At 56.6% G+C, this 22,496-nt stretch carries 21 protein-coding genes; 10 read left to right on the top strand and 11 right to left on the bottom strand.

Annotated features, from left to right (window positions below):
• The first annotated feature begins 146 nt into the window (after positions 1-146).
• Entirely contained in the window at positions 147-749 is a 603-nt protein-coding gene (locus tag D1823_RS14950) for an alpha-ketoglutarate-dependent dioxygenase AlkB (RefSeq protein ID WP_117871335.1), read from the top strand.
• Here D1823_RS14950 and D1823_RS14945 read toward each other — a convergent pair.
• Positions 746-1,570: an ABC transporter permease gene (locus D1823_RS14945; RefSeq protein ID WP_117871333.1), complete on the bottom strand. Its 825-nt coding sequence runs from the start codon at positions 1,568-1,570 to the stop codon at positions 746-748. The genes D1823_RS14950 and D1823_RS14945 overlap by 4 nt on opposite strands.
• A 122-nt stretch (positions 1,571-1,692) precedes the next feature.
• On the opposite strand from D1823_RS14945, the gene cysQ reads away from it, so the two are divergent.
• From cysQ to D1823_RS14910, 7 genes are all read left to right on the top strand, one after another.
• Positions 1,693-2,490: a 3'(2'),5'-bisphosphate nucleotidase CysQ gene (gene cysQ, locus D1823_RS14940; RefSeq protein ID WP_117872922.1), complete on the top strand. Its 798-nt coding sequence runs from the start codon at positions 1,693-1,695 to the stop codon at positions 2,488-2,490.
• A complete protein-coding gene (locus D1823_RS14935) occupies positions 2,490-3,290 on the top strand; it encodes a manno-octulosonate cytidylyltransferase (RefSeq protein WP_117871331.1) in 801 nt (266 codons plus the stop codon). Before cysQ ends, D1823_RS14935 begins: the two co-directional genes overlap by 1 nt.
• Positions 3,291-3,360: 70 nt before the next feature.
• A complete protein-coding gene (galE, locus tag D1823_RS14930; protein WP_117871329.1) occupies positions 3,361-4,344 on the top strand; it encodes a UDP-glucose 4-epimerase GalE in 984 nt (327 codons plus the stop codon).
• 7 nt (positions 4,345-4,351) lie between these two features.
• Positions 4,352-5,395 carry a glycosyltransferase family 2 protein gene (locus D1823_RS14925; RefSeq protein WP_254683744.1) on the top strand — a complete coding sequence of 348 codons (1,044 nt, stop codon included), beginning with the start codon at positions 4,352-4,354 and terminating at the stop codon, positions 5,393-5,395.
• A gap of 184 nt (positions 5,396-5,579) precedes the next feature.
• Entirely contained in the window at positions 5,580-6,566 is a 987-nt protein-coding gene (locus D1823_RS14920; RefSeq protein WP_117871325.1) for a glycosyltransferase family 2 protein, read from the top strand.
• Complete coding sequence (locus D1823_RS14915) at positions 6,563-8,263, top strand: beta-1,6-N-acetylglucosaminyltransferase (RefSeq protein ID WP_117871323.1); 1,701 nt, start codon at positions 6,563-6,565, stop codon at positions 8,261-8,263. The genes D1823_RS14920 and D1823_RS14915 overlap by 4 nt, the downstream gene beginning before the upstream one ends.
• A gap of 6 nt (positions 8,264-8,269) precedes the next feature.
• Positions 8,270-9,709, top strand: coding sequence for a nodulation protein NodH (locus D1823_RS14910; RefSeq protein WP_117871321.1), 1,440 nt, complete (start codon positions 8,270-8,272; stop codon positions 9,707-9,709).
• Here the strand turns inward: D1823_RS14910 and D1823_RS14905 are convergent.
• The 8 genes from D1823_RS14905 to D1823_RS14870 form a co-directional block, all read right to left on the bottom strand.
• On the bottom strand, positions 9,706-10,224 hold the full coding sequence (locus D1823_RS14905) for a murein L,D-transpeptidase family protein (protein WP_117871319.1): 519 nt from the start codon (positions 10,222-10,224) through the stop codon (positions 9,706-9,708). The two genes, D1823_RS14910 and D1823_RS14905, sit on opposite strands and share 4 nt — an antisense overlap.
• 59 nt (positions 10,225-10,283) lie before the next feature.
• Positions 10,284-11,069 carry an ion transporter gene (locus tag D1823_RS14900; RefSeq protein ID WP_117871317.1) on the bottom strand — a complete coding sequence of 262 codons (786 nt, stop codon included), beginning with the start codon at positions 11,067-11,069 and terminating at the stop codon, positions 10,284-10,286.
• Positions 11,070-11,090: 21 nt separating this feature from the next.
• Positions 11,091-12,320 carry a class I SAM-dependent RNA methyltransferase gene (locus D1823_RS14895; RefSeq protein WP_117871315.1) on the bottom strand — a complete coding sequence of 410 codons (1,230 nt, stop codon included), beginning with the start codon at positions 12,318-12,320 and terminating at the stop codon, positions 11,091-11,093.
• A 39-nt stretch (positions 12,321-12,359) separates the two neighbouring features.
• Positions 12,360-14,192: an ABC transporter ATP-binding protein gene (locus D1823_RS14890; protein ID WP_117871313.1), complete on the bottom strand. Its 1,833-nt coding sequence runs from the start codon at positions 14,190-14,192 to the stop codon at positions 12,360-12,362.
• Positions 14,189-16,027: an ABC transporter ATP-binding protein gene (locus D1823_RS14885; protein ID WP_117871311.1), complete on the bottom strand. Its 1,839-nt coding sequence runs from the start codon at positions 16,025-16,027 to the stop codon at positions 14,189-14,191. Before D1823_RS14885 ends, D1823_RS14890 begins: the two co-directional genes overlap by 4 nt.
• A 192-nt stretch (positions 16,028-16,219) precedes the next feature.
• The gene (locus D1823_RS14880) at positions 16,220-17,374 is read right to left on the bottom strand and encodes a CCA tRNA nucleotidyltransferase (protein ID WP_117871309.1); all 1,155 of its coding nucleotides are present in this window, start codon (positions 17,372-17,374) and stop codon (positions 16,220-16,222) included.
• Entirely contained in the window at positions 17,371-17,985 is a 615-nt protein-coding gene (locus D1823_RS14875) for a CoA pyrophosphatase (protein ID WP_117871307.1), read from the bottom strand. The genes D1823_RS14880 and D1823_RS14875 overlap by 4 nt, the downstream gene beginning before the upstream one ends.
• Positions 17,960-18,946, bottom strand: a complete 987-nt coding sequence (locus D1823_RS14870; RefSeq protein WP_117871305.1) for an Hsp33 family molecular chaperone HslO — start codon at positions 18,944-18,946, stop codon at positions 17,960-17,962. The genes D1823_RS14875 and D1823_RS14870 overlap by 26 nt, the downstream gene beginning before the upstream one ends.
• A gap of 76 nt (positions 18,947-19,022) precedes the next feature.
• Between D1823_RS14870 and D1823_RS14865 the strand changes: the two genes are divergently transcribed.
• Positions 19,023-19,466, top strand: coding sequence for an NUDIX hydrolase (locus D1823_RS14865; protein WP_117871303.1), 444 nt, complete (start codon positions 19,023-19,025; stop codon positions 19,464-19,466).
• Here the strand turns inward: D1823_RS14865 and D1823_RS14860 are convergent.
• Positions 19,463-20,737: a PP2C family protein-serine/threonine phosphatase gene (locus D1823_RS14860; RefSeq protein ID WP_117871301.1), complete on the bottom strand. Its 1,275-nt coding sequence runs from the start codon at positions 20,735-20,737 to the stop codon at positions 19,463-19,465. The two genes, D1823_RS14865 and D1823_RS14860, sit on opposite strands and share 4 nt — an antisense overlap.
• Before the next feature lie 163 nt (positions 20,738-20,900).
• On the opposite strand from D1823_RS14860, the gene D1823_RS14855 reads away from it, so the two are divergent.
• Entirely contained in the window at positions 20,901-21,230 is a 330-nt protein-coding gene (locus tag D1823_RS14855) for an Hpt domain-containing protein (protein WP_117871299.1), read from the top strand.
• On the opposite strand, the gene ilvA is transcribed toward D1823_RS14855, so the two are convergent.
• On the bottom strand, positions 21,227-22,453 hold the full coding sequence (gene ilvA, locus D1823_RS14850; RefSeq protein WP_117871297.1) for a threonine ammonia-lyase IlvA: 1,227 nt from the start codon (positions 22,451-22,453) through the stop codon (positions 21,227-21,229). The genes D1823_RS14855 and ilvA overlap by 4 nt on opposite strands.
• Positions 22,454-22,496: the final 43 nt, after the last annotated feature.

Below are 22,496 nucleotides of genomic sequence, written 5' to 3'. Positions count from 1 at the left end.
GATCTGATGTGCGCGACAGCACTACCATCGCGCGTCCCGGCGTATATAAGGGCGAGACAAGGGGCCTGCAAGCACCGTAGAACGCAGGTTTTCGGGAATTTGATGTCTTTTTTGGCAATGAATTGGAAAGGTTTGGGGTTTCCGGAATGACGCGGGTGATTTTGCGAGAGTTCGAAATCAGAAAAGGCTATCTTGATCCCGCCGCTCAGACACAGGTGATCGCAGCCCTGCGACCGATTCTGAAAGCTGCGCCCTTGTTTCGACCCGTCACGCCGTCGGGTAAAGAGATGTCGGTGCGAATGACCTCGGCCGGGGATCTGGGATGGGTGACCGACAAGGCGGGCTATCGCTATCAGGGCGAGCATCCGAAAGGCGGGGTCTGGCCTGAAATTCCCCTCGCAATTCTTGATATCTGGCGTGACCTGGTCGGCACCGAGCGCGCACCGGATTGCTGTTTGATCAACTACTATGGGGAAGGCGCCAAAATGGGCCTGCATCAGGACAAGGACGAAGCAGATTTTTCCTGGCCGGTTCTGTCGGTTTCCTTAGGCGATGACGCCCTGTTCCGGATCGGCAATACGACCCGTGGCGGCAAAACCGAGTCGATCTGGCTGGGCTCGGGCGACGTGGTGATCATGGGCGGCCCGGCACGGCTGGCCTATCACGGGGTCGACCGGATCAGATACGGGTCATCCCGGCTGTTGCCAAAAGGCGGACGGATCAACTTGACGCTGCGGGTCGCACGTTAGCGCCGCGCGTTCCAGCTCTGTGAAACATGCTGGCGTGTAAAAAACTCACCCATCAGTCCGATCATCAGCAAGGCGATTCCAACCCACAATGCGTACTCCCAGCTTGTGTTTCGCGGAAAATAGTTTCGGAAAATGAAGCCCCGACACTGGTCGATAATATGAAACAACGGGTTCCAGGCGAACATCATCAACAATCCGCCTCCCAGTGTGTTTGCAACGAACATCTTTCCCGAAAACACCATGTTCAGGCGGCGATAGATATTGGTGAGCATTCCCACGGTTGTCGGAAACCAGGGTTTCATTGCCATGAACACCAAACCCACGGCGCATCCGGTAAACCAGGCCAATATCAGCATCGCGAATGCACCGCCGGGATCCTGCACCTCGATCGGGGCGACCGCGACGCTGTAGATGAACAGGATCACAAACATGGCCAGCAATTGCTTGTAAAGAATACCGAGCGCCGCAGACAGGATCGTCACCATCACATTCATAGGTGAATGGAGCATCATCGGATTGTTCGCGGACCCCACCCCTGAAATCGCACCTATTGACTGGATATGCAGCATGAAGGGGAACACGCCGGACAGAACATACAGCAGAAATTCGCCCCTGATCTTTGGAATTCCGCCCCGGCCCATCAGTGACATGAGCAGGTAGAAAGTAGTTCCCATCACCACAAGTTGCAGGACATTGATCAGAATGGCGACGATCGCATTCGGATGTTGCGAGCGCACCTTTCGTACGGTGGCATGGAACACCAGCTCAGCCGTCGTGAAAGCGCTGCCCAGCAGCGTTTGGTTACGCTTGAAATAGAACATTCAAAGGGTCTTTTCTGCTTCGTCGCCTCTAAACTGGCATGAATATCTTGCCGTTCCGTAACCGCCGCATCATAAGTCGATCGCGAGTTTGGATCAACAAACCACAGGAACGGAGCTTTTTTGTGACCTACGACGCGCTTATTCCCGTCATCCGGCGACTGGCGCTGGAGGCAGGCGACAAGATCATGGAAATCTACGAGGCGGATGATTTCGATGTCAAAGTCAAATCCGACTCCAGCCCTGTGACCGAGGCAGACGAAGCTGCTGACGCATTGATTTCGGCAGGGTTGCTTGCGGCATTCCCGGATATTCTTCTGGTCACCGAAGAACAGGCCGCTTCGCACTCTGAAAAAGGCGACACTTTTCTCATTGTTGACCCGCTGGACGGCACCAAGGAGTTCATCAACCGTCGCGGTGATTTTACCGTCAACATCGCACTTGTCGAAAACGGAGTGCCGACCCGGGGTGTCGTCTATGCTCCGGCGCGGGGCCGTATGTTCTTCACGCTGGCTGATGGCCGTGCGGTCGAGGAAACAGGCGCTTTCGACAAAAACGTAACAGGTCCTTTGACGCCCATATCAGTCTCTGAACCGGACAATTCAGGGCTGTTGGTTGTGGCGTCAAAGTCCCACAGGGATCAGGCCACCGAGGACTACATCAACAAATATCATGTGAAGGACAGCAAAAGCGCGGGTTCGTCACTCAAGTTCTGTCTGGTTGCCACGGGCGAAGCGGATATTTACCCGCGCGTCGGACGCACGATGGAATGGGATACGGCAGCGGGCCATGCAGTACTGGCCGGGGCCGGTGGCCGGGTTGTGCGTTTTGACGACTATACTCCGTTGGTTTATGGCAAAGATGGCTATGCAAATCCGTTCTTTATTGCCTACGCTCCGGGTGTTGAACTGAAGGAAGCCTGATGTCTGTTCTGATTGCCATCCCCGCCCGCTACGCCTCGACCCGCTATCCCGGCAAACCTCTGGTTCCTCTGACCGGCGCGAAGGGCGATTCCATGACATTGATCGAACGGTCCTGGCGTGCAGCCAAGTCGGTCTCTGGTGTCGATCGCGTAGTTGTTGCGACGGATGATGACCGAATTCGTGAAGTGTCCGAGGGCTTTGGGGCCGAGGTCGTGATGACCTCGGAAAGCTGTCAAAACGGCACCGAACGATGCGCCGAAGCGCATGAGGTTCTGGGCGGCGGGTATGAAATCATTGTCAACCTGCAAGGAGACGCTCCGCTGACACCGCATTGGTTTGTCGAAGATCTGGTGTCCAACCTGCGCGCGGCCCCGGATGCCGGTGTTGCGACCCCTGTTTTGCGCTGCGATGGTAATGCGTTGAACAGTCTTCTGAACGACCGGAAGCATGACCGTGTGGGTGGCACGACGGCAGTATTCGGACGCGATCGCAGTGCGATGTACTTCTCGAAAGAGGTCGTGCCCTTTACGACCCAGACATACACCGGTGATGCAGCGACACCCGTTTTTCACCATGTCGGCGTTTACGCCTATCGGCCCGATGCACTGGCGGCGTATCCAGGTTGGCCAATCGGCCCTCTGGAACAGCTGGAAGGCCTGGAACAGCTCAGGTTCATGGAAAACGGGCGCAAGGTTCTGTGCGTCGAGGTCGAGGCAAGGGGCCGTCAGTTCTGGGAACTGAACAACCCGCAGGACGTGCCCAAAATCGAAGAGATGATGGCAGCCATGGGGCTGGAGTGACGTCTTTTCCCCATGACTCTGACGGCGCCCTTGCCGAAACTGTTCCTCAACCAACCCCGATGGATATGCCATGAAGACAATTCTTGTCACCGGTGGTGCCGGGTATATCGGCTCACATGCCTGCAAGGCGCTTGCGCAGGCAGGCTATCTTCCTGTGACCTACGACAATCTGATCACGGGTTGGCAGGATGCGGTACAGTTTGGCCCTTTTGAACAGGGCGACCTTTTGGATCGGGACCGCCTGGATGAGGTTTTCGCGAAACACAAACCAGATGCAGTGATGCATTTTGCGGCGCTCAGCCAGGTTGGCGATGCCATGCGTCAACCCGGACTGTATTGGTCGAACAATGTCACAGGCTCGCTGACGCTTATTGAAGCAGCGGTTGCAGCCGGGTGTCTGGATTTCGTGTTTTCTTCCACATGTGCCACATATGGTGAGCATGACAATGTGGTACTCGATGAATCCACGGCGCAGTATCCCCTGAACGCCTACGGAGCATCGAAACGCGCGATCGAAGATATCCTCAAGGATTTCGAGGCGGCTCATGGGCTGCGCCATGTCATCTTCCGCTATTTCAACGTTGCAGGCGCTGATCCTGAAGGGGATGTGGGCGAGTTTCACCGACCCGAAACCCATCTGATTCCGCTGATGTTGGACGCGATTGACGGCAAGCGGGAAGGTCTTACCGTCTTTGGGACGGATTACGACACGCCCGACGGCACATGTATCCGCGACTATGTACATGTTTGTGACCTGGTAGATGCACATATTCTGGGGCTGGGCTGGCTGGAACAGAGCAAAGACAGCCGAGTCTTCAATCTGGGCACCGGGTCCGGGTTTTCCGTCCTTGAGGTGATCGAGCAATCCAAGTCCGTCACCAACCGTTCCGTGCCGTATACTGTGGGCCCTCGACGGGCAGGAGATTGCACCAAGCTGGTATCCGGCTCTGTGCGGGCTGAAAACGAACTGGGATGGAAGCCCAAAAGATCTACGTTAGGTACGATGGTCGCAGATGCCTGGCGCTGGCACCAGAACGGCCACTACGAGAAATGAGGACCCGGTGACATCCAGCACTGCTTTGACACTTCCCCGGATCGGATGGGCACGGCAGTACAGGTTGCGCTGGAAACGCCGGCGGCTGCTCTGGAGGTCGCTGCGCAGCCGACATCAATTGACCTGCCAGAAGGATCGGACGGCCGAGATCAAGGGCGGTGACGTGTTGGCTTTGGTCACCCTACGCAATGAAATCATCCGCCTGCCGTGGTTCTTTCGTCACTATCGCGCTTTGGGTGTCGATCATTTTCTGATCGTCGACAACGGCAGTGACGATGGATCGTCCGAGTATCTGCAGGATCAACCGGATGTCTCAGTGTGGAAAACCCATACCAGCTATCGTGGATCGCGGTTTGGCCTGGACTGGTTAACCTGGTTGCAGATGCGCTATGGCCACCGCCACTGGTGCCTTATGGTGGATGCGGATGAACTGCTGGTCTATGCCCACTGTGACACCCGGTCCCTGCATGACCTGACAGCTTGGCTGGACCGGCGCGGGCAGATCGGGTTCGGGGCGCTGATGCTGGACCTCTATCCCCAGGGTCCTTTGGGCGACAATGCTTATGACCCGGACACCGACCCCACAAATCTGCTGTGCTGGTTCGATTCAGGACCGTATCGTACGCAACGGCAAAGCCCGATGGGCAATCTTTGGGTGCAGGGCGGCGCGCGGGAACGGATGTTCTTTACGCAGACACGGCAAAGATCCCCAACGCTGAACAAGATCCCGCTGATGCGCTGGTCGCGGCGCTATGCTTATGTGAACTCTTGTCATTCCGCCCTGCCGCGCCATCTGAACGAAACCTATGATGGGCCGGGCGGTGATGCCCCGTCGGGCGTGTTGCTGCACACGAAGTTCCTGCCGGACGTTATCGAGAAATCCAATACCGAAAAGCAGCGACGCCAGCATTTTCATGATCCGGACCAATTCGGGCCATACTACGATGGAATAATCAACCAGCCGGATATGTGGACCTCGCAATCGGTGCGCTTCACCGGATGGAGCCAGCTGGAACAGTTGGGTCTGATGAGTGGCGGAGGCTGGGATTGAAAACGAAAACAAGGGCATCAACCGCACGTTTACAATTTACGGGTTTTAAAGTCGTTGCCTCTGAAGATGCAAAAGTGGCATAAACCTGCAACGCCATGTCGTGTTAACGGTCGCGACGGGTTTGGGGAAAGCTCGCGTCATAAAAAGGTTGGGCAGACACGTGAGCCTGTTTGAGTCTTACAAGATGAGGTTGCGGCGCAAGCGCCGTATTCTGCGTTGCCTCAAACGTCGCCGCGAAATCAGGCCGGTCAGCAACAACACACAAGCAATCCGCCGTGATGATATCCTGTTGATGAGCGTTGTTCGGAACGAGAAAATTCGCCTGCCCTTCTTCCTCGAATACTATCGCAAACTGGGCATCAATCATTTTTTGTTTGTCGACAACGACAGCGATGATGGCAGTTTTGAGTTTTTGAAAGAACAGGCCGATGTTTCGGTCTGGCGGACGACAACCAGTTACAAACGCGCAAGCTATGGTCTGGACTGGTCAAACTATCTGCTGCACAAATATGCGCATGGACATTGGGTGCTGAGCGTCGATCCGGATGAATTCTTCATCTATCCGTTCTGCGACACTCGCCCGATCCGTGCTTTGACCGACTGGCTGGATGGCAGTGCCGTACGCAGTTTTGGCACGATGCTGATCGACATGTACCCTGAGGGGGCGGTGGACGCCGAACCTTATGCCGAAGGTCAGAACCCGTTCGAAATTGCGCGCTGGTTCGATCCCGGCAACTATATGATTACCAAGAACCCCGAATACAAAAATCTTTGGATACAAGGGGGTCCACGGGCGCGTGTGTTCTTTCGGGACAACCCCTCCAAGGCACCGGCGCTGAACAAGATTCCGCTGGTAAAATGGGACCGGCGCTATGTTTATGTCAGCTCGACCCATTCGCTTTTGCCGCGCGGGCTCAATCAGGTTTATGACGAATGGGGCGGCGAGAAGGCCAGCGGGTCGCTGCTTCATGCCAAGTTGATCAATATTCTTGGCGACAAAGCCCGCGAAGAACTGGAGCGTGGCCAGCATTACCGCGGCTCCGGCGAATACAGGGCCTATGCGACACAGCTTGAGGACAAGCCCGTTTTCTGGTGCGAGTGGTCCGAGGCCTATATCAACTGGCGGCAGCTTGAGATCCTTGGCCTCATGTCGAAAGGAAACTGGGCATGAGCGGTCTGGGTATTGTCATGTTGGTTCATACCTCGCTGGACCGTGCCGAACAGGTCGCACGCCACTGGACGGCAGCAGGATGCCCGGTGGTCATCCACGTGGATCGCAAGGTGTCAGACGATGTCTATTCCCGATTTGTAGCGTCCTGTTCCAACAATCCCGCGATCGTGTTTTCAGATCGACATCGGTGTGACTGGGGTGGCTGGGGCATTGTTGCCGCCTCGCAAAGCGCCTCCGAGTTGATGTTGGAGCAATTCCCTGAAGTTCGCCATGTGTTTCTGGCCTCGGGGGCCTGCTTGCCCTTGCGACCGGTCGAGGAACTGATCGATTACCTGTCAGACAGGCCGCGCGTCGATTTCATCGAAAGCGCGACCACGTCTGATGTCAGCTGGACCATCGGCGGGCTGGATCATGAACGGTTCACCCTGCGGTTTCCGTTTTCCTGGCGCAAGCATCGCAAATTATTCGACGCATATGTAAAACTTCAGCGCGCCGTAGGATTTCGCAGGCAAATCCCCGACGGCCTGGTTCCGCATATGGGCAGTCAGTGGTGGTGCCTGACCCGTCAAACGCTGTCCGCAATCCTTCAGGACCCCAGACGCAAGCTATATGACAAGTACTTCCGCCATGTCTGGATTCCGGATGAAAGCTATTTTCAGACGTTGGCGCGGTTGTATTCCACGCATATAGAAAGCCGGTCTCTGACCCTGTCCAAATTCGATTATCAGGGACGTCCACACATCTTCTATGACGATCATCTGCAATTGCTGCGCCGATCAGATTGTTTTGTGGCCCGAAAAATCTGGCCTCGCGCGGAACGGTTGTACCAGGCATTCCTGACAGATCAGACCGGAGCAATGAAACCGGCGGAACCCAATCCGGGCAAGATCGACCGTGTATTCTCCAAAGCTGTGGAGCGGCGAACTCGTGGACGCGACGGGCTGTACATGCAAAGCCGGTTTCCCCGGCATGGCAGTGAAAACGGTCTGACATCGTCACAGTATTCCGTATTTCAAGGCTTTTCAGAACTGTTCGAGGATTTTGAACCATGGCTGGCCGCGACCACGGGAACCAGAGTCCACGGGCATCTTTTCGGGCCGGGGCGCGTCGGTTTTTCGCAAGGGGAAGCCATAACAAATGGGGCTCTCAGCGACAGTGCAGAGCTGCGGGACTACAACCCAACCGCCTTTTTGTCGAACCTGATCTGGAATACGCGGGGCGAGCGCCAGTGTTTCCAGTTCAGCCCGCGGGACACCCAGGAGATCAACTGGTTTCTGGCGCGGGACAAAAACGCTCAGATTTCGGTCATCACTGGCGCGTGGGCAATTCCACTGTTCCGATCCAATATGAACTTCTCGGAAATTCGGTGTGAGGCGGCGCGCCTGCAACGAATTGAAACCAAGCAGCTTGAGGTGCTGACATCGGTCTGGACTAAGGCGCGGATGCGCAGTTGGACGTTGGCAGATTTCATTGAATCTCCGATGGATGCATTGCAGGCAGTGCTTGAAGAAATAGGCATGCAACCGACCAGCCACCTGACCGAAGTGCCAACCATGGTCGATCTGTCCGGATTCGGGAAGTTCCTGCAAAACCTCAAGAATCAGGGAATGCACCCTTATCTGATGGGCGACTTCCCGGCGGACGACGTATTCGGCCGTCAGGCAAAACCCTACCGAAAACCATATCTGGTGCAGTGATTGCCCATGTCAGCCAGTTTTGACTACTTCGTGATTTTGGCCGCCATGCGAACAGGTTCGAACCTGCTCGAAGCCAACCTGAATGCGATGGATGGGATTACCTGTCACGGAGAGGCATTCAACCCGCATTTCGTCGGCAGCCTGAAATCCGACCACCTGCTCGGCCTGTCGCTGGAAGACCGGGATGCGGATCCGATGCGAATGCTCAAAGCCATCCGATCAGCGCCGGGCGACATCAATGGCTTTCGATATTTCGAAGACCATAACCCACGTATCCTGAAACCCATGCTGAACGACCCGTGCTGTGCCAAGATCCTTCTGACCCGCAATCCATTGGACAGCTATCTGTCGCTGAAAATCGCGCGGAAAACGCAGCAGTGGCTGCTGAAGAATGTCAAACGTCGCGTCGACGCGCAGGTTGTCTTCGACGCCGACGAGTTTTCGGATTATCTGAACCAGGTGCAAGGCCATCGGCTTATGGTGCAACGGCACTTGCAAAAAACAGGCCAAACAGGGTTCTTCATTAACTACGACGACCTGACCGAGCTGGAGGTCATAAACGGGCTGGCTGCATGGTTGGGCGTCGAGGCGCGGCTGACCAGGCTGGATGATTCCCTGAAGCCACAAAACCCGTCACCGGCTTTGTCCAAGGTCACCAATCCTGAAGAGATGAAGCAAGCCCTGTGCGACCAGGATCGGTTCGGATTGCATCGGTCAACAAGCTTTGAACCGCAGCGCGGGGCGGCTGTGCCGCTTTACGTTGCCGCCGCCCGGTCTCCATTGATGTATTTGCCTATTCGCGGTGGAATAGAGCCTGTTATTGAGCAGTGGCTGGCTGATCTGGACGGATGCCCGAAGGACAAGCTGATCACGGACCAGAACCGCAAACAGGTCCGTTCCTGGAAGCAGAACCATCCCGGTCATCGGCAATTCACGGCTCTGCGGCACCCTCTGGCCAGGGCACATACGGTGTTTTGTCAACACATTCTGAGTACGGGGCCAGGCAGCTACAAGATGGTGCGGAACTATCTTCGTAACCGGCTCAAACTGCCAATCCCGGGGCAAGTACGGGACACCAATTATTCTGTCGAACAACACCGTGAAGCATTTTCGGGTTTTCTGGGCTTTTTGCGCCTCAACCTGAACGGGCAGACGCCGATCCGCGTAGACGGTACGTGGTGCAGCCAGTCCAGAACACTGGAGGGAATCGCATCCTTCACCATGCCGGATCTGATTCTGAGAGAAGAGGACCTGATGACGGCTTTGCCGGATCTGGCACGCAACCTAGGGCATTCAGATCCGCCTCCACCAGGTCACTGCGCGCCGGATGAACCATACGCTCTGGACCAGATCTACGACGAAAACCTCGAGGCGCAGGCAGTTGCAGCGTACCAGCGCGACTATGAAACCTTCGGGTTCAGTGACTGGGTGCCGAAAACAGCCTAAGGACGCAGGGTGATCAGCGTGCCTTTGTTAACCATCGAATAGATCTCTTCGATTTCGTCATTCTTGACCGCGATGCATCCTGCCGTCCAATCCCGCGTCTTTTTTGCGCGTTTCCGCTCTGAGCGCAGATTGGGTTCTCCGTGGATGAATATATCTCCACCCGGATCAACGCCCGCGGCCTTGGCTTTGGCGACATCCTGCGAGTTGGGATAGGATATGCCTATGGACAGATGATATCGGCTTCTGGGGTTGCGACGGTCGATCAGATAGGTGCCCTCGGGCGTCCGGCCGTCGCCGCGCTGGTTCTTTGTTCCATTCGGCGCAAACCCCAATTCGACATCATATTCCTTGAGGATTCTTTCGTGGTGCAACAAGTAAAGCTTACGCGTGCTCTTGTTGACCACCAAAGATGTCACCTCGGGTCCGCTATAAGTCAGAAATCTTGGGCTGCCAGAGGCACAAGCCGAAAGGCTCAGCGTTGCCAACGCCCCCAATCCGAATACTCGACGATCCATGTTTCACTGCCTGCTCTGCTTTTTTTTGATCATTATGCCAAAAAAGGAAAAAACTGAAATCACTTTTTGATGTTCGACTGCTCGGCCAGTCGACGTTCAATGCTTTCCAGCCGTTCCAGAACCTCATCTCGATAGGCGTCGGTTTTAACTTCATCCTCGGCGTGGTGGGCATCCTGCATCGAATTTACGATCAGACCCACCAAGAGGTTCACCACGGCAAATGTGGTGACCATGATGAATGGAACAAAGAAGACCCAGGCATAGGGATAGATCTCCATCACCGGGCGCACGATGCCCATCGACCAGCTTTCCAATGTCATGATCTGGAATAGCGTATAAGCAGACAGGCCCAGATCGCCGAACCAACCCGGGAACGATGTCGAGAACAACTTGGTCGAGATAACCGCCCCGATATAGAACAGAATTGCCATCAGCAGAAACACGCTGGCCATTCCGGGAAGGGCAGAGATGAACCCCTCGACCACGCGACGCAGGCGAGGCGCGACGGAAATCACGCGCAACACCCGCAAAATTCGCAAGGCACGCAACACCGACAGACCTCCGGCGCTGGGAACCAGGGCGATGCCTACGATCAGAAAATCGAAAATGTTCCAGCCATTGGTAAAGAACCTGCGCCCGGTGGCGATCAGCTTCATGGTAATTTCGACCACGAAGATCGTCAGGCAAAGTCTATCCAGCGCGACGATCAGCGGACCTGCTAACTCCATCAGGGTTGGCGATGTCTCCATCCCCAAAAGAATGGCATTAAAGATTATGACAGCAGTAATGAAGCGACCGAATACCGGCGCTTCGATAATGTTCAGCAAACGCTGTTTAAACCCCATGAGTCGCATTCCCCTGCCTGATCAAGTTGCGGCGCTCAGGACAAACCGCGCAGCGAGTTCCGTATGTGAAGACCATCGAAATTGGTCAACGACCTGTACCCATTCAAGGGTGTAACCCGCGTTAACCAGCGTTTTCGCATCGCGCGCGAAGGTGACAGGACTGCACGATACATAGGCAATCACCGGGCGTTGCGACTGTGCAATCTCATCTACCTGCGCTTCGGCACCGGCGCGGGGCGGGTCCAGCACTATCGCGTCGAAAGATTTCATCTCGTCCGGCATCAGCGGGCGGCGGAACAGGTCGCGGACCTCGGTCGTTACACGTTTCAACCCTTGCGTCCGGCGCCAGCCCTGATCGAGTGCCTGAATCATGGCAGCTTCGCCTTCAACCGCGTGAACTTCGGCGTTTTCCGCCAATGGCAGTGAGAACGTTCCGCTGCCCGAAAACAGGTCAACGATACGCTTCGCACCTTGTGTTGCTTCGAAAACCGCCTGTAATAGAGCCTGTTCGCCATCCTTTGTTGCCTGCAAAAAACCTCCGGGAGGCGGCGTGACGCTGGCTGTCCCAAAACGCTGAACCGGCGCATGCCGCATGGCAATAACCTCACCATCCCAGCTGAGCCGGGCCAGACCATGCTTCTCAGTCGCCTGCGCCAACGCCAGTTCCAAGGGGCCGTCCAGAGGTTTGCCGCCTTTGACGGCCACGTCCAGGCCACCTTCGGACAATGTGAGCGTGACGGCCAAAGCGCCCTTGCGGCTTCCTCCCAGAACAGCCAGCGCCTCGGCCACCGGAATAGCCGCGATCAATTCCGGCTCAAGCAACCGGCAGTCGGGTATCTCTGTGATCGTGCCCGATGCACGACCGTGAAACCCCGCCAACGTGCCCTTCTTCGTGCGCCTTACGGCAATCGTAGCGCGCCGCCGCGACTGTTCGGGCGATGTGTGTATTGGGCGCAGTGGCGCTTTGAGACCTTGCGCCGTCAGCGCGTTGTTGACGATTTGCAGCTTCCAATCGGTCACAAATGCATCAGATGCGTGCTGCAGCTGGCAGCCACCGCACGCTTTGTAGTGGCGGCAAGGAGCTTTGACACGATGTTCGGACGGTGTGTCGACCCGGATATCGGTCAATCGCTGGCCAACAAGGGTGCCGCTGACGATTTCGCCCGGAAGGGTGCGTGGGGCGTAGATGGGGCCATCGGCAATGCCGTCGCCCTGATGTCCAAGCCGTGTGATTTTGAATCGCTGCGTCATGGGAGGCCTGATAGCCGGGCTTTCACAGCAACAAAACCCTTATTCCGCAGCTTCTGCCTGAATGAAGCCGCCCGACTGCCGTTGCCAGAACCGTGCATACAGCCCGCCCAGGTCCAGCAACGCCTCATGGGTTCCGGTTTCTACTATCCGTCCCTGATCAAGAACAACGATGCGGTCCATTTCGCTGAGCGTGGACAGACGATGCGCTATGGCCAGCACGGTTTTACCCTGCATCACCCGATGCAGCGCAGTCTGAATCGAAGCTTCAACCTCGGAGTCCAGCGCCGATGTCGCTTCGTCGAGAACCAGAATTGGGGCATCTTTCAGAATGGCCCGCGCCAGAGCGATCCGTTGCCGCTGTCCGCCACTGAGCTTTACGCCACGCTCCCCCAGATGAGCATCATAACCCTTACGACCATAAGCATCTTCAAGACTCAGGATGAAGTCATGCGCTTCGGCCTTCTTTGCGGCCTCGATCATCTCGGCCTCTGACGCGTCCGGCCGACCATACAAAATATTCTCACGAGCGGATCGGTTGAACATCGCCGTTTCCTGCGTGACCATACCGATCTGCCGGCGCAGACTGTCTTGCGTCACCTGCGATACGTCCTGGCCATCGATAAGAATAGCGCCATTTTCCTTGTCATAGAGCCTGAGCAACAGCGAAACGAGCGTGGATTTCCCCGCCCCCGAGGCACCGACGATGCCCAATTTTTCACTCGGATCGATGGTCAGGGTCAAATCCATGACCCCACCGATATCGCGACCATAGGCAAAGCTGACGCCTTCGAAAGAAATCGATCCTTCGGTCACATCAAGGTCCTTCGCGCCGCGCAAATCTTCAACCCGGTCACGCTTGGCCAGCGTTTTCATCCCGTTTTCGATTTCACCGACATTGGCATACAGCCCCATCAACGTGAAACTGACCCAACCGGTCATCTGAGCTATACGGATCGAAACGGCCCCGGCAGCCACGATATCCCCGGCGGTCGCCATGTCGCCCTGCCACAGCCACAAGGTTGCGCCCAGCAGCAAGACGGGCAGGACTCCAGCCAGCGTCATGAGGATGAACCGGAAACTGGCCGACAACTTGCCAAAATCCAGAGATTTTTCACGCAGATCCACCATCGATTCACGCGCGGCCTGATCTTCAAAAGCGGAATGGGCGAAAAGCTTTACAGTCTTGATGTTGGTGATCGTATCAACCACCTGCCCGGACACCATCGCCCGCGCCCCGGCCCGCGCCGCCGACCGCACTCGGATGCGCGGCAAATACCAGCGCACAAGCAGGAAGTAGATCACCAGCCACGCGGCAAAGGGCAACATCACCAAAGGATGTATAGACCCTAACAAAAGCAAAGACCCCACCAGAGACGCCAGGGCAAACACAATCGCGCTGATGGTTTCCGACACGACCGACGCCATGGCGTTCGATGTCTGCATCTGTTTCTGAGCGATCCGGCCGGCAAAGTCGTCATCGAAATACGTCACCGATTGGCCCAGCGTCCAACGGTTCAGCTTGGCCAGCACCAAAGGTGTGATGTTTGGCATGACAATGTAATTGTTCGACAACGATGACAGGCCAAACAGGATCGGGCGAAGCAACATAAAGAAGGCGACCGCACCGAAGATCATCCACATATTCGCCGGGGTCAGAAAATTCTCGGGCCCGCTTGATATCGCCACATCAATCACACGGCCCAGAATCCACGCTGTCCCCGCCTCCATCGCACCTGCAGTGGCCGAGAAGATTGCCGCAACAAACAACATCGGCCACGCGCCGGACAGGCTCCAGCGAATGAACGCCCCCAAAGTCTGCGGCGGGGGCGTTTCGATGTTCCTGAACGGATAGATGAGGTCGGCAACCCTCATTCAACGGCCTCCGGGTTCATGAAACCACCAGATTGCCGCGCCCAGAATTGGGCGTAAAGGCCACCCTGCGCCAGAAGGTCGGAATGCGTGCCTTCCTCAACGATACGGCCAGCATCCATAACCAGAATCCGATCCATCTGCGCGATGGTACTGAGCCGGTGGGCGATGGCGATCACGGTCTTTCCTTGCATCATGCCGTAGAGGGTTTCCTGGATTGACGCTTCGACCTCGGAATCTAGCGCGGATGTCGCCTCATCCAACAACAAGATCGGCGCATCCTTCAGGATCACCCGCGCCAGCGTCACGCGCTGCCGCTGTCCACCGCTGAGCTTCACCCCCCGTTCGCCGACATGTGCGTCGTACCCGGTCCGACCCTGCGGATCTTGCAAGTCGAGGATAAACTCATGCGCTTCGGCCTGCTTGGCGGCGGCGATCATCTGCGCCTCGGACGCATCCGGCCGGCCATAAAGGATGTTGTCGCGTACAGAGCGGTGCAGCAAGGCGCTGTCTTGTTGAACCATACCGATATGACTGCGCAGGCTGCCCTGGGTGACGTTCGCAATGTTCTGACCATCAATTAAAATCGCACCGCGCTCAACGTCGTAGAACCGCAGCAGCAACTTTACCAAGGTCGATTTGCCAGCGCCGGAGCGACCGATCAGGCCAATCTTTTCACCCGGTTGAATGGTCAGATTGATATGGTCCAAGCCGCCGGCCTCGCGACCATAGTGATGCGAGAGGTCACGGATCTGGATCTCTCCCTTGCCGAGCCGCAAGGGTTTTGCATCAGGTGCATCGATCAAATCGATGGGCTGGGCAATGGTCTCCATCCCCTCGGCCACGATACCAAGTTGGCGGAAAAAGCTGGTCAGGGCCCACATGATCCATCCGGTCATGGCGTTCAGGCGCAGGGTCAGCGCCGTGGCCGCTGCAACAACTCCGACCGAAGCGCTGCCCTGCATCCACAACGCGATCGCCCAGCCCACAACGCCCACGATCAGCATGCCGTTCAATGCGACCAGAACGGCATCCATGATAGTGAATATTCGCATTTCGATCTGAAATGTCCGGCGGGTTTCCTCGATCGCTTCACGGGCATAGTCCAGCTCTTGCGGGCCATGGGCAAACATTTTGACCGAATGGATGTTCGTATAGCTGTCCACGACCCGTCCCGTGACCGTCGAACGCGCGTCCGATGCCGCCTTTGACGCCGGACCGACACGCTGAACAGTCCATCGCACCAGTGCCGCATAGAGCGCAAACCAGATCAACAGCGGGATCAATAATCGCGGATCCGCCGCATACAGCAGGAACGCCGCACCGATCAAATAGGCCAACGAAAAGGAAATCGCGTCAAAAACCTGAAAGACCACTTCACCGGCCGCAGGCGGTGTTTGCATGATCCGGTTTGCAATCCGCCCGGCAAAGTCGTTTTCGAACCAGCCAACTGATTGACGCAAAACATGTTTGTGCGCACGCCAGCGGATCAATGTGCCAAAGTTTGGCAAGATCGTATTGTTCAGAATAAGTACATCGACCAGATGCAGAAGCGGTCGAAATAGCAACACAAAGGCCGCCATCAAAAGCAATTCCGTTCCGTGGTTTTGCCAGACCTCTGGCGGCGTACCGCCCAACATATCCACAACGCGACCCATGTAATAGATCAGTCCGATTTCAACGCCCGCGACGACAATGGAAATCAGCGCCGCCCAGAAAAATACCCGAAAGAACGGTCGCGAATAGTCCAGCATGAAGGGCCACAAGCGCGTCGGCGGTATATCAGCCTCGCGGTAGGCAACAAAAGGGTCAACAAGGTTTTCGAAATAGCGAAACATGGAGAGTGCTCCGATTGAGCAGAAACTAAAGACGTGCGAAGAAAGATGGCGCCTGAACACCACCCTTTACGGGGCAAGTGTCCCGGCTTTAGCCGAACCAGATCCCGTAATACATTCGCATTCCTCCATCCATGTGACTGGCGCACCTAAACACAAAGGATCAATGTTGTCATCCCTTTTTGAGACTTCGTACTAGTGTGCCAGCAACTCTTCGCGAGACAGCGCAAAACCGGATGCGATCCAGCGTTTTTCCAGCTCGGCCAGCTTCTTGCCCAGCGCCGGGCCGGTGAAGTTGGGGATCAGATCCCTGGCCTGGACGGGGAAACGCGCTGCTGCCCCGGCGTGCAGATCGCGCCGCAAATCTTCGGACCAGGGTTGTTCCAGAAAAGCGCAGCGCAAAAGCGTCTCGTGCAAACCACCTTCGTCGCCATAGCGATATCCCAGTTCAGCAATACTGGTTGCGGCCTGTGCCTCTTCGCGCATCCTGATCAGGCGTTGCAACTGCGAACGGCTCAACCGCAATGTGGCGGCATTATCGGGCGTAGCAATCGCAGCCAGGCGACGCACCGGATCGGGATCGGCACCAGCCGCCCGTTCCAGCGCGATCAAAGGGGCCAAAGACCGATCGTCCGCACCCGGTAACACCCGGGCCAAAACACCTGTACTGCGCATGGTCGCAACGGCGGGGGCTGGATCAGGCGATGCCAGCAATTTCAGCAGTTCTGCCCCGACCCTCTCGCGCGACAGCGATTCCAGCCCGTCAAGATTGGCACCAATGGCGGCCAGCGCATCGGGATCAAAACCGGCATCCGGATCCCCATACCAGGCGTGAAAACGAAAGTAACGAAGCGAGCGGAGATAGTCTTCACGTATACGATTCTCGGCTGTTCCGATAAACCGCACCAACCGGGCCTCAAGGTCGGGAAGGCCCCCAAGCGGGTCTAAAACAGTGCCATCGGGCTGTGCGTAAATCGCGTTCATTGTGAAATCACGTCGCGCCGCGTCTTCTTCGACGTGATCGGAAAATGCCACGACAGCGCGACGACCGTCGGTTTCCACGTCACGGCGGAAGGTCGTGACCTCGTGCGGGATACTTGCGCTGACCACTGTGATCGTACCATGCTCGATGCCGGTTGGAATGGCCTTGAGCCCGGAAGCCTGCGCCATTTCGATGACCCGCTCGGGTTTTGCGTCGGTGGCGATGTCGATATCCGAAACCGGCGCGCCAAGCAGCGCGTTGCGCACGCAGCCACCCACAAAAAGCGCCTGAGCCCCGGATGAGGTCAGGGCCGAACAGACTTTTTGGGTCGCTGGCTCACTGATCCAGGGCTCGTCAATCTGCATCATTCATTCACCCGTGCTGCAAGCCCGCGCAATATGCGGGCGGTCGCGCCCCAAATGTAATACGGGCCGTACGGAACTGCGTAGTATCTGCGTCTCTGGCCGCGCCATCGGCGCGACTCAACCAGATAATTCTCAGGATTCAAAAGATGCGCAAGGGGGGTCGAGAAAACTTCGTCCACTTCGCCGGGCTCAGGCACGGGTTGGAACCTGTCCCGCAATACAGCGACCACAGGTGTTACGGTGAACGAGGTCACTGTTTCATGCGTCGGCAGAAACCCGAGGATCTCTGGCATTTCCGGGGGCAGGCCGATCTCTTCCTGAGCTTCCCGCAAAGCCGCTGCTGTAACATCAGCATCGGCTTCGTCCTGTTTGCCACCGGGAAAGGCGATCTGGCCCGGGTGATGCTTCAGCGCGGATGAGCGCTTGGTCAGGATGACCTGCGGTGTATCTTCAGCCAGAGAAATTGCCACCAGAACACCGGCGGGCCGTAACCGGCGCCCGGGCGGCAGAACGGTATCCGGGTTCAGGTCAAAATCGCTGGACCCGTGACCTGGGCGGCGCAGGGCCGCCCGGATCTTTTCAACTGGGTCATTCACCTTTGGTGTCTTCGGCATCGAACCCGACAGTTGCCGGGTCCAACACATAATGAGCCCCGCAGAACTGACAATCCGCAGTGACCTCGCCCTCGGGTGTGGTCATCTTTTCGATATCCTTGGCCGAATAGATTGACAGGCTCTGTCGCACACGATCCTCGGAACAGGTGCAGCCAAATTGCACAGACTGCGCATCATAAACACGCGGCTGTTCCTCGTGAAACAGACGAACCAGAAGATCGGTCGGCGCAACAGAGGGGCCGATCATTTCCAAATCCTCGACAGTATCCAGCAGGATGTTGACGCGACCCCAGTTTTCACCTTCTTCGCCGTCGACCAGATCGGTAGCGGTCAGGATTTCACCCGTTCCTTCACCCGACGCTGCAAAGGGCGACGCTTTGGGCATGTGCTGCAGCATGATGCCGCCTGCGCGCCAATGCTCGCCCACGCCCGGCTCGGTCGATCTGCCGAAGCTCAGCGAAAACCGCGTCGGCAGCTGTTCGGACTGCGCAAAATAAGCCTCGGCACATTCACTCAGCGATCCACCGGACAGCGGAGTGATGCCCTGGTACGGCTGTGTGCCCTCACCCTGATCGATCATGATGGCAAAATACCCTTCGCCCACCTGATCGAAAGGCGCGGAATTGGTCAACCGGTCCCGGTCAAAGCTGGCATAAGCCCGAATCTGAGCGGACTGACCCTCTTCCTGCGGCGCATAATAGTCGGTGGCGATCATGCGGACCGCCCCTTTGGACTGCACTTGCAACGACAATTTCCAGCGCAGCGCAACTGTCTGGCCGATCAACGCGGTCAGCAAGGCCATCTCGGCCACCAGCGCCTCGACCTGCTTGGGATAGTCATGCTGTTTCAGGATACCATCCAGCACGCCATCCAGACGGGCCACGCGGCCGCGCATGTCGGATGCATCAAGTTGAAAGGGCAGGACGGTATCGTCCCACGCGATTTTTGTTCCAAGAGACATGGGGTTTCCTTACACGCCACGGGTTGGCATACCGGCACCATATAGGTCGTACAGATTGGGTTGTAAGGGGCCATACATGATCAGGCGGTTCGGTGAAACCCCCGAGACGGGGCGGAAATATACCCGGAGGGTTGGCGTCTATGCCCTTTTGCCACGTGGCGGGCAATTGCTGTTGACCTGTCAGACAGTGCCGGGCCCGGATCTGCAATTGCCGGGTGGAGGCATCGATCCAGGCGAATCACCGATTTCAGCCTTGCATCGCGAAGTCTATGAAGAAACTGGGTGGCACGTCGCCAATCCGCGTCGTGTCGGAGCTTTTCGTCGGTTCACCTATATGCCCGAATACGATCTGTGGGCTGAAAAAGTCTGCCTGATCTACCGCGCCCGTCCCGTACGCCGCAAAGGCCCTCCGAGCGAAGCGTTCCACGAAGCTTTGTGGATGGAAGCCACCGATGCCGTTGGATTGCTGGGCAATGACGGTGACCGGCACTTTGCGGAAATGCATCTCAGTTCGCTTTAAGGCCCGTTATATTCGAAGAAAACGGCGGATACGTCATCCCCAATGCTATCTTTGGGCGAAATCTCTTGCGTCAATCGCCAGAACATGTCGTCCAGAAACTCCGACCCGCCCTTTGCAGAAATGCACTGCTGGGCCATCTCTCGCAAACCGTCTTCTTCCAGCAAACCACCTTCAGCGAGCTGACATTCGGTAAACCCGTCCGAGTACACCAACAGCTTGTCGCCGGGTTTCATGTGAGTCTCGATCTGCTGAAAGCCCGCGTCTTCGATCAACCCGATCGGCAACCCGCCATCACCCAGATATTCAGTACTGCCATCCTGCCGCAGCAGGAGCGGATGCGGATGCCCGGCCTGTACCATTTTGAGATGCCCGTTTCGAAGATCCACAATGGCGTAGACCATCGTGAAGTATTCTTCGATCCCTTCATCCGCCATCAATCGGGAATTGAGCATACTGGCGACGTCTTCCGGAGGCAGCAGTGCGTAGAATTTGTTGAACCTCTTTTCCATTGCGACATTTTGATCAAAGTGTTTGCTTGAAAGATAACCGCCCAGACGCGCCGTCATCATGGCCGAGGTGATGCCATGTCCGGATACATCGATGCTGTAGAACCCCAGCCGATTGACCCCGGGCGAGAACATGCCAACAAGGTCTCCACCAATATGGCCACAGGGTTTCAACAACAGGCTGACCCGGGATCTTCCAAAGCTCCGCGTAAATTCCGGAACCAGCGATTCCTGGATTTTACGGGCCTGTATGAGGTCCTTGTCGATCGCGTCATGAGCCAGCCTGAGTTCCTCCAGCGCGGACTCAATCAGGCGGTTTTTCTGCGAAAGCTCGCGCTGCATGTCCAGAATGCGCGCGCCTGCGGATATGCGTGCCCGCAACTCATCCGCCTCAAGGGGTTTGATCAGAAAATCGTCTGCCCCGGCATCCAGCCCGCGTGCAACCTCCTGCTTTTCGCTTTTTGAAGTCAGCAGGATGAAATAACAGTATTGATCGGTATCCAGAGCGCGAAACGCATTGCAAAACTCAAGCCCGCTCATCCCCGGCATGACCCAATCGCTGAGAACAAGGTCGGGTGGATCATCCAGACAATGCGCCAAAGCCGCATCGCCCGTCTCGGCCTCGACCACCTCAAAGCCCCATTTTCTGAGCGATGCGACCAGGATGCGCCGCTGCAGACGGCTGTCATCCACCACCAGCACCTTACGGATCGCGCCGAAATCCAGATCTGATCTGGTTTCCTCAAGACTCGTCCTTGGCACCATTTACCCTCTGATCTGATGCGTTCATTCACACACGGCGATCCTAGTGGCGACGGTTTTAACATCCGGTGAAGACCGAAGGCTGCAATCCCGCTTGGCGTTTAACCTGGTGTTTACTGGTGTTGCCTATTCCTGAAAACGCATGTTCAACGGCAGGTGACGCAGTATGATCCACTGGGGCAGAGTCAGGCAATTGCGGGACGAAGTTGGCCCGGATGAGTTTGATGAAGTGGTCGACATCTTTCTGGAAGAAGTACAGGAGGTCATCGCCCGCCTGCATCAGGATACAAGCCGGTCCGAACTGGAACAGAATCTGCATTTCCTGAAGGGCAGCGCGCTCAGTCTTGGATTCGACCAGTTCTCGAAACTCTGTCAGGACGGCGAACGGCAGGCGGCCGCAGGTCAGGGCGGGGATGTCGATCTGCCCGCTATTCTGGTCGAATTTGACAGCTCGAAACAGATATTCGAGGCTGAGCTGCGCCAGAACCTGGATTAAATCACGAACTGCGCCAGCGTTTCGTCTTCGGTTATGTCGGTGTAGGTGAACCCTGCCTCATCCAGATGCGCAAACAGACGCATGAAGTTTTCAGGCTTGCGGGTTTCGATCCCGATCAGGACCGAACCGAAATTGCGGGCTGATTTTTTCATGTATTCAAAGCGGGCAATGTCATCCTCGGGGCCCAGGATGCCCAGAAACTCTTTCAATGCGCCCGGGCGCTGCGGCAGGCGAAGGATAAAATACTTCTTCACCCCGGAATAGCGTTGGGCGCGTTCCTTGACCTCAGGCAAGCGCTCAAAATCGAAATTACCGCCCGATGTTACGCAGACCACGGTTTTGCCCCGTACAAAGCTTTGGATATCGCCCACCGCTTCGATCGCCAGGGCGCCGGCGGGCTCCAGAACAATGCCTTCGACATTCAGCATCTCGATCATGGTGGTGCAGATTCGGTCCTCGGAAAGGACCAGCACATCCGACAGATGGCGTGATTTCAACAGTTCAAACGGTTTCTCACCGATCCGTCCAACCGCAGCGCCATCGACGAAGGTATCCACATGATCCAGCGACACAGGATGCCCCGCAGCCAATGCAGCACGAAGACAAGCACCTCCAGCTGGTTCGACAAACAGACAATGGCTGCGATCCCCGAACCATGTGGCCACGCCCGAAGACATGCCGCCACCGCCAACGGGCAAAACAACGTGATCCGGTACACCACCCATTTGCTCTTCGATCTCGACCGCAAGCGAGGCTTGACCTTCGATTACATCCACGTCGTCAAACGGCGACAGAAAATACCCGCCCTGCTGCGCGCACCATGATTGCGCGGCGGCCAGAGTGTCATCGAAATAGTCGCCAGTCAGGTGGATCTCGATATTGTCGCCGCCGAAGATTCTGGTCTTTTGAATTTTCTGGTGCGGTGTGGTCACCGGCATGAAGATCACGCCTTTGACACCCAGATGCTTGCACATGAAGGCCACGCCCTGCGCGTGGTTGCCCGCGCTGGCACAGACGAACAGGTCCTGCCCCTGCTGTTTTCGCATCGCGTTGAACGCACCGCGGATTTTGTACGACCGCACCGGGCTGAGGTCTTCCCGCTTGAGCCAGATATCGGCTCCGTAGCGTTCGGACAGATGAGCATTGCGCTGCAACGGCGTCGCTGGAAACACAGAGCGCATCGCCTGTTCGGCGGCGCGGGCGCGGGTCACGAAATCAGTCATGTCCGTTTCCCTGCCCCATCATCGCGATAAGGGCAAGGAATAC

The organism is Ruegeria sp. AD91A (genome assembly GCF_003443535.1).
Classification (GTDB): domain Bacteria; phylum Pseudomonadota; class Alphaproteobacteria; order Rhodobacterales; family Rhodobacteraceae; genus Ruegeria.
Note: the sequence above shows the minus strand (reverse complement) of the source record. Positions and strands in the feature narration are given on the sequence as shown.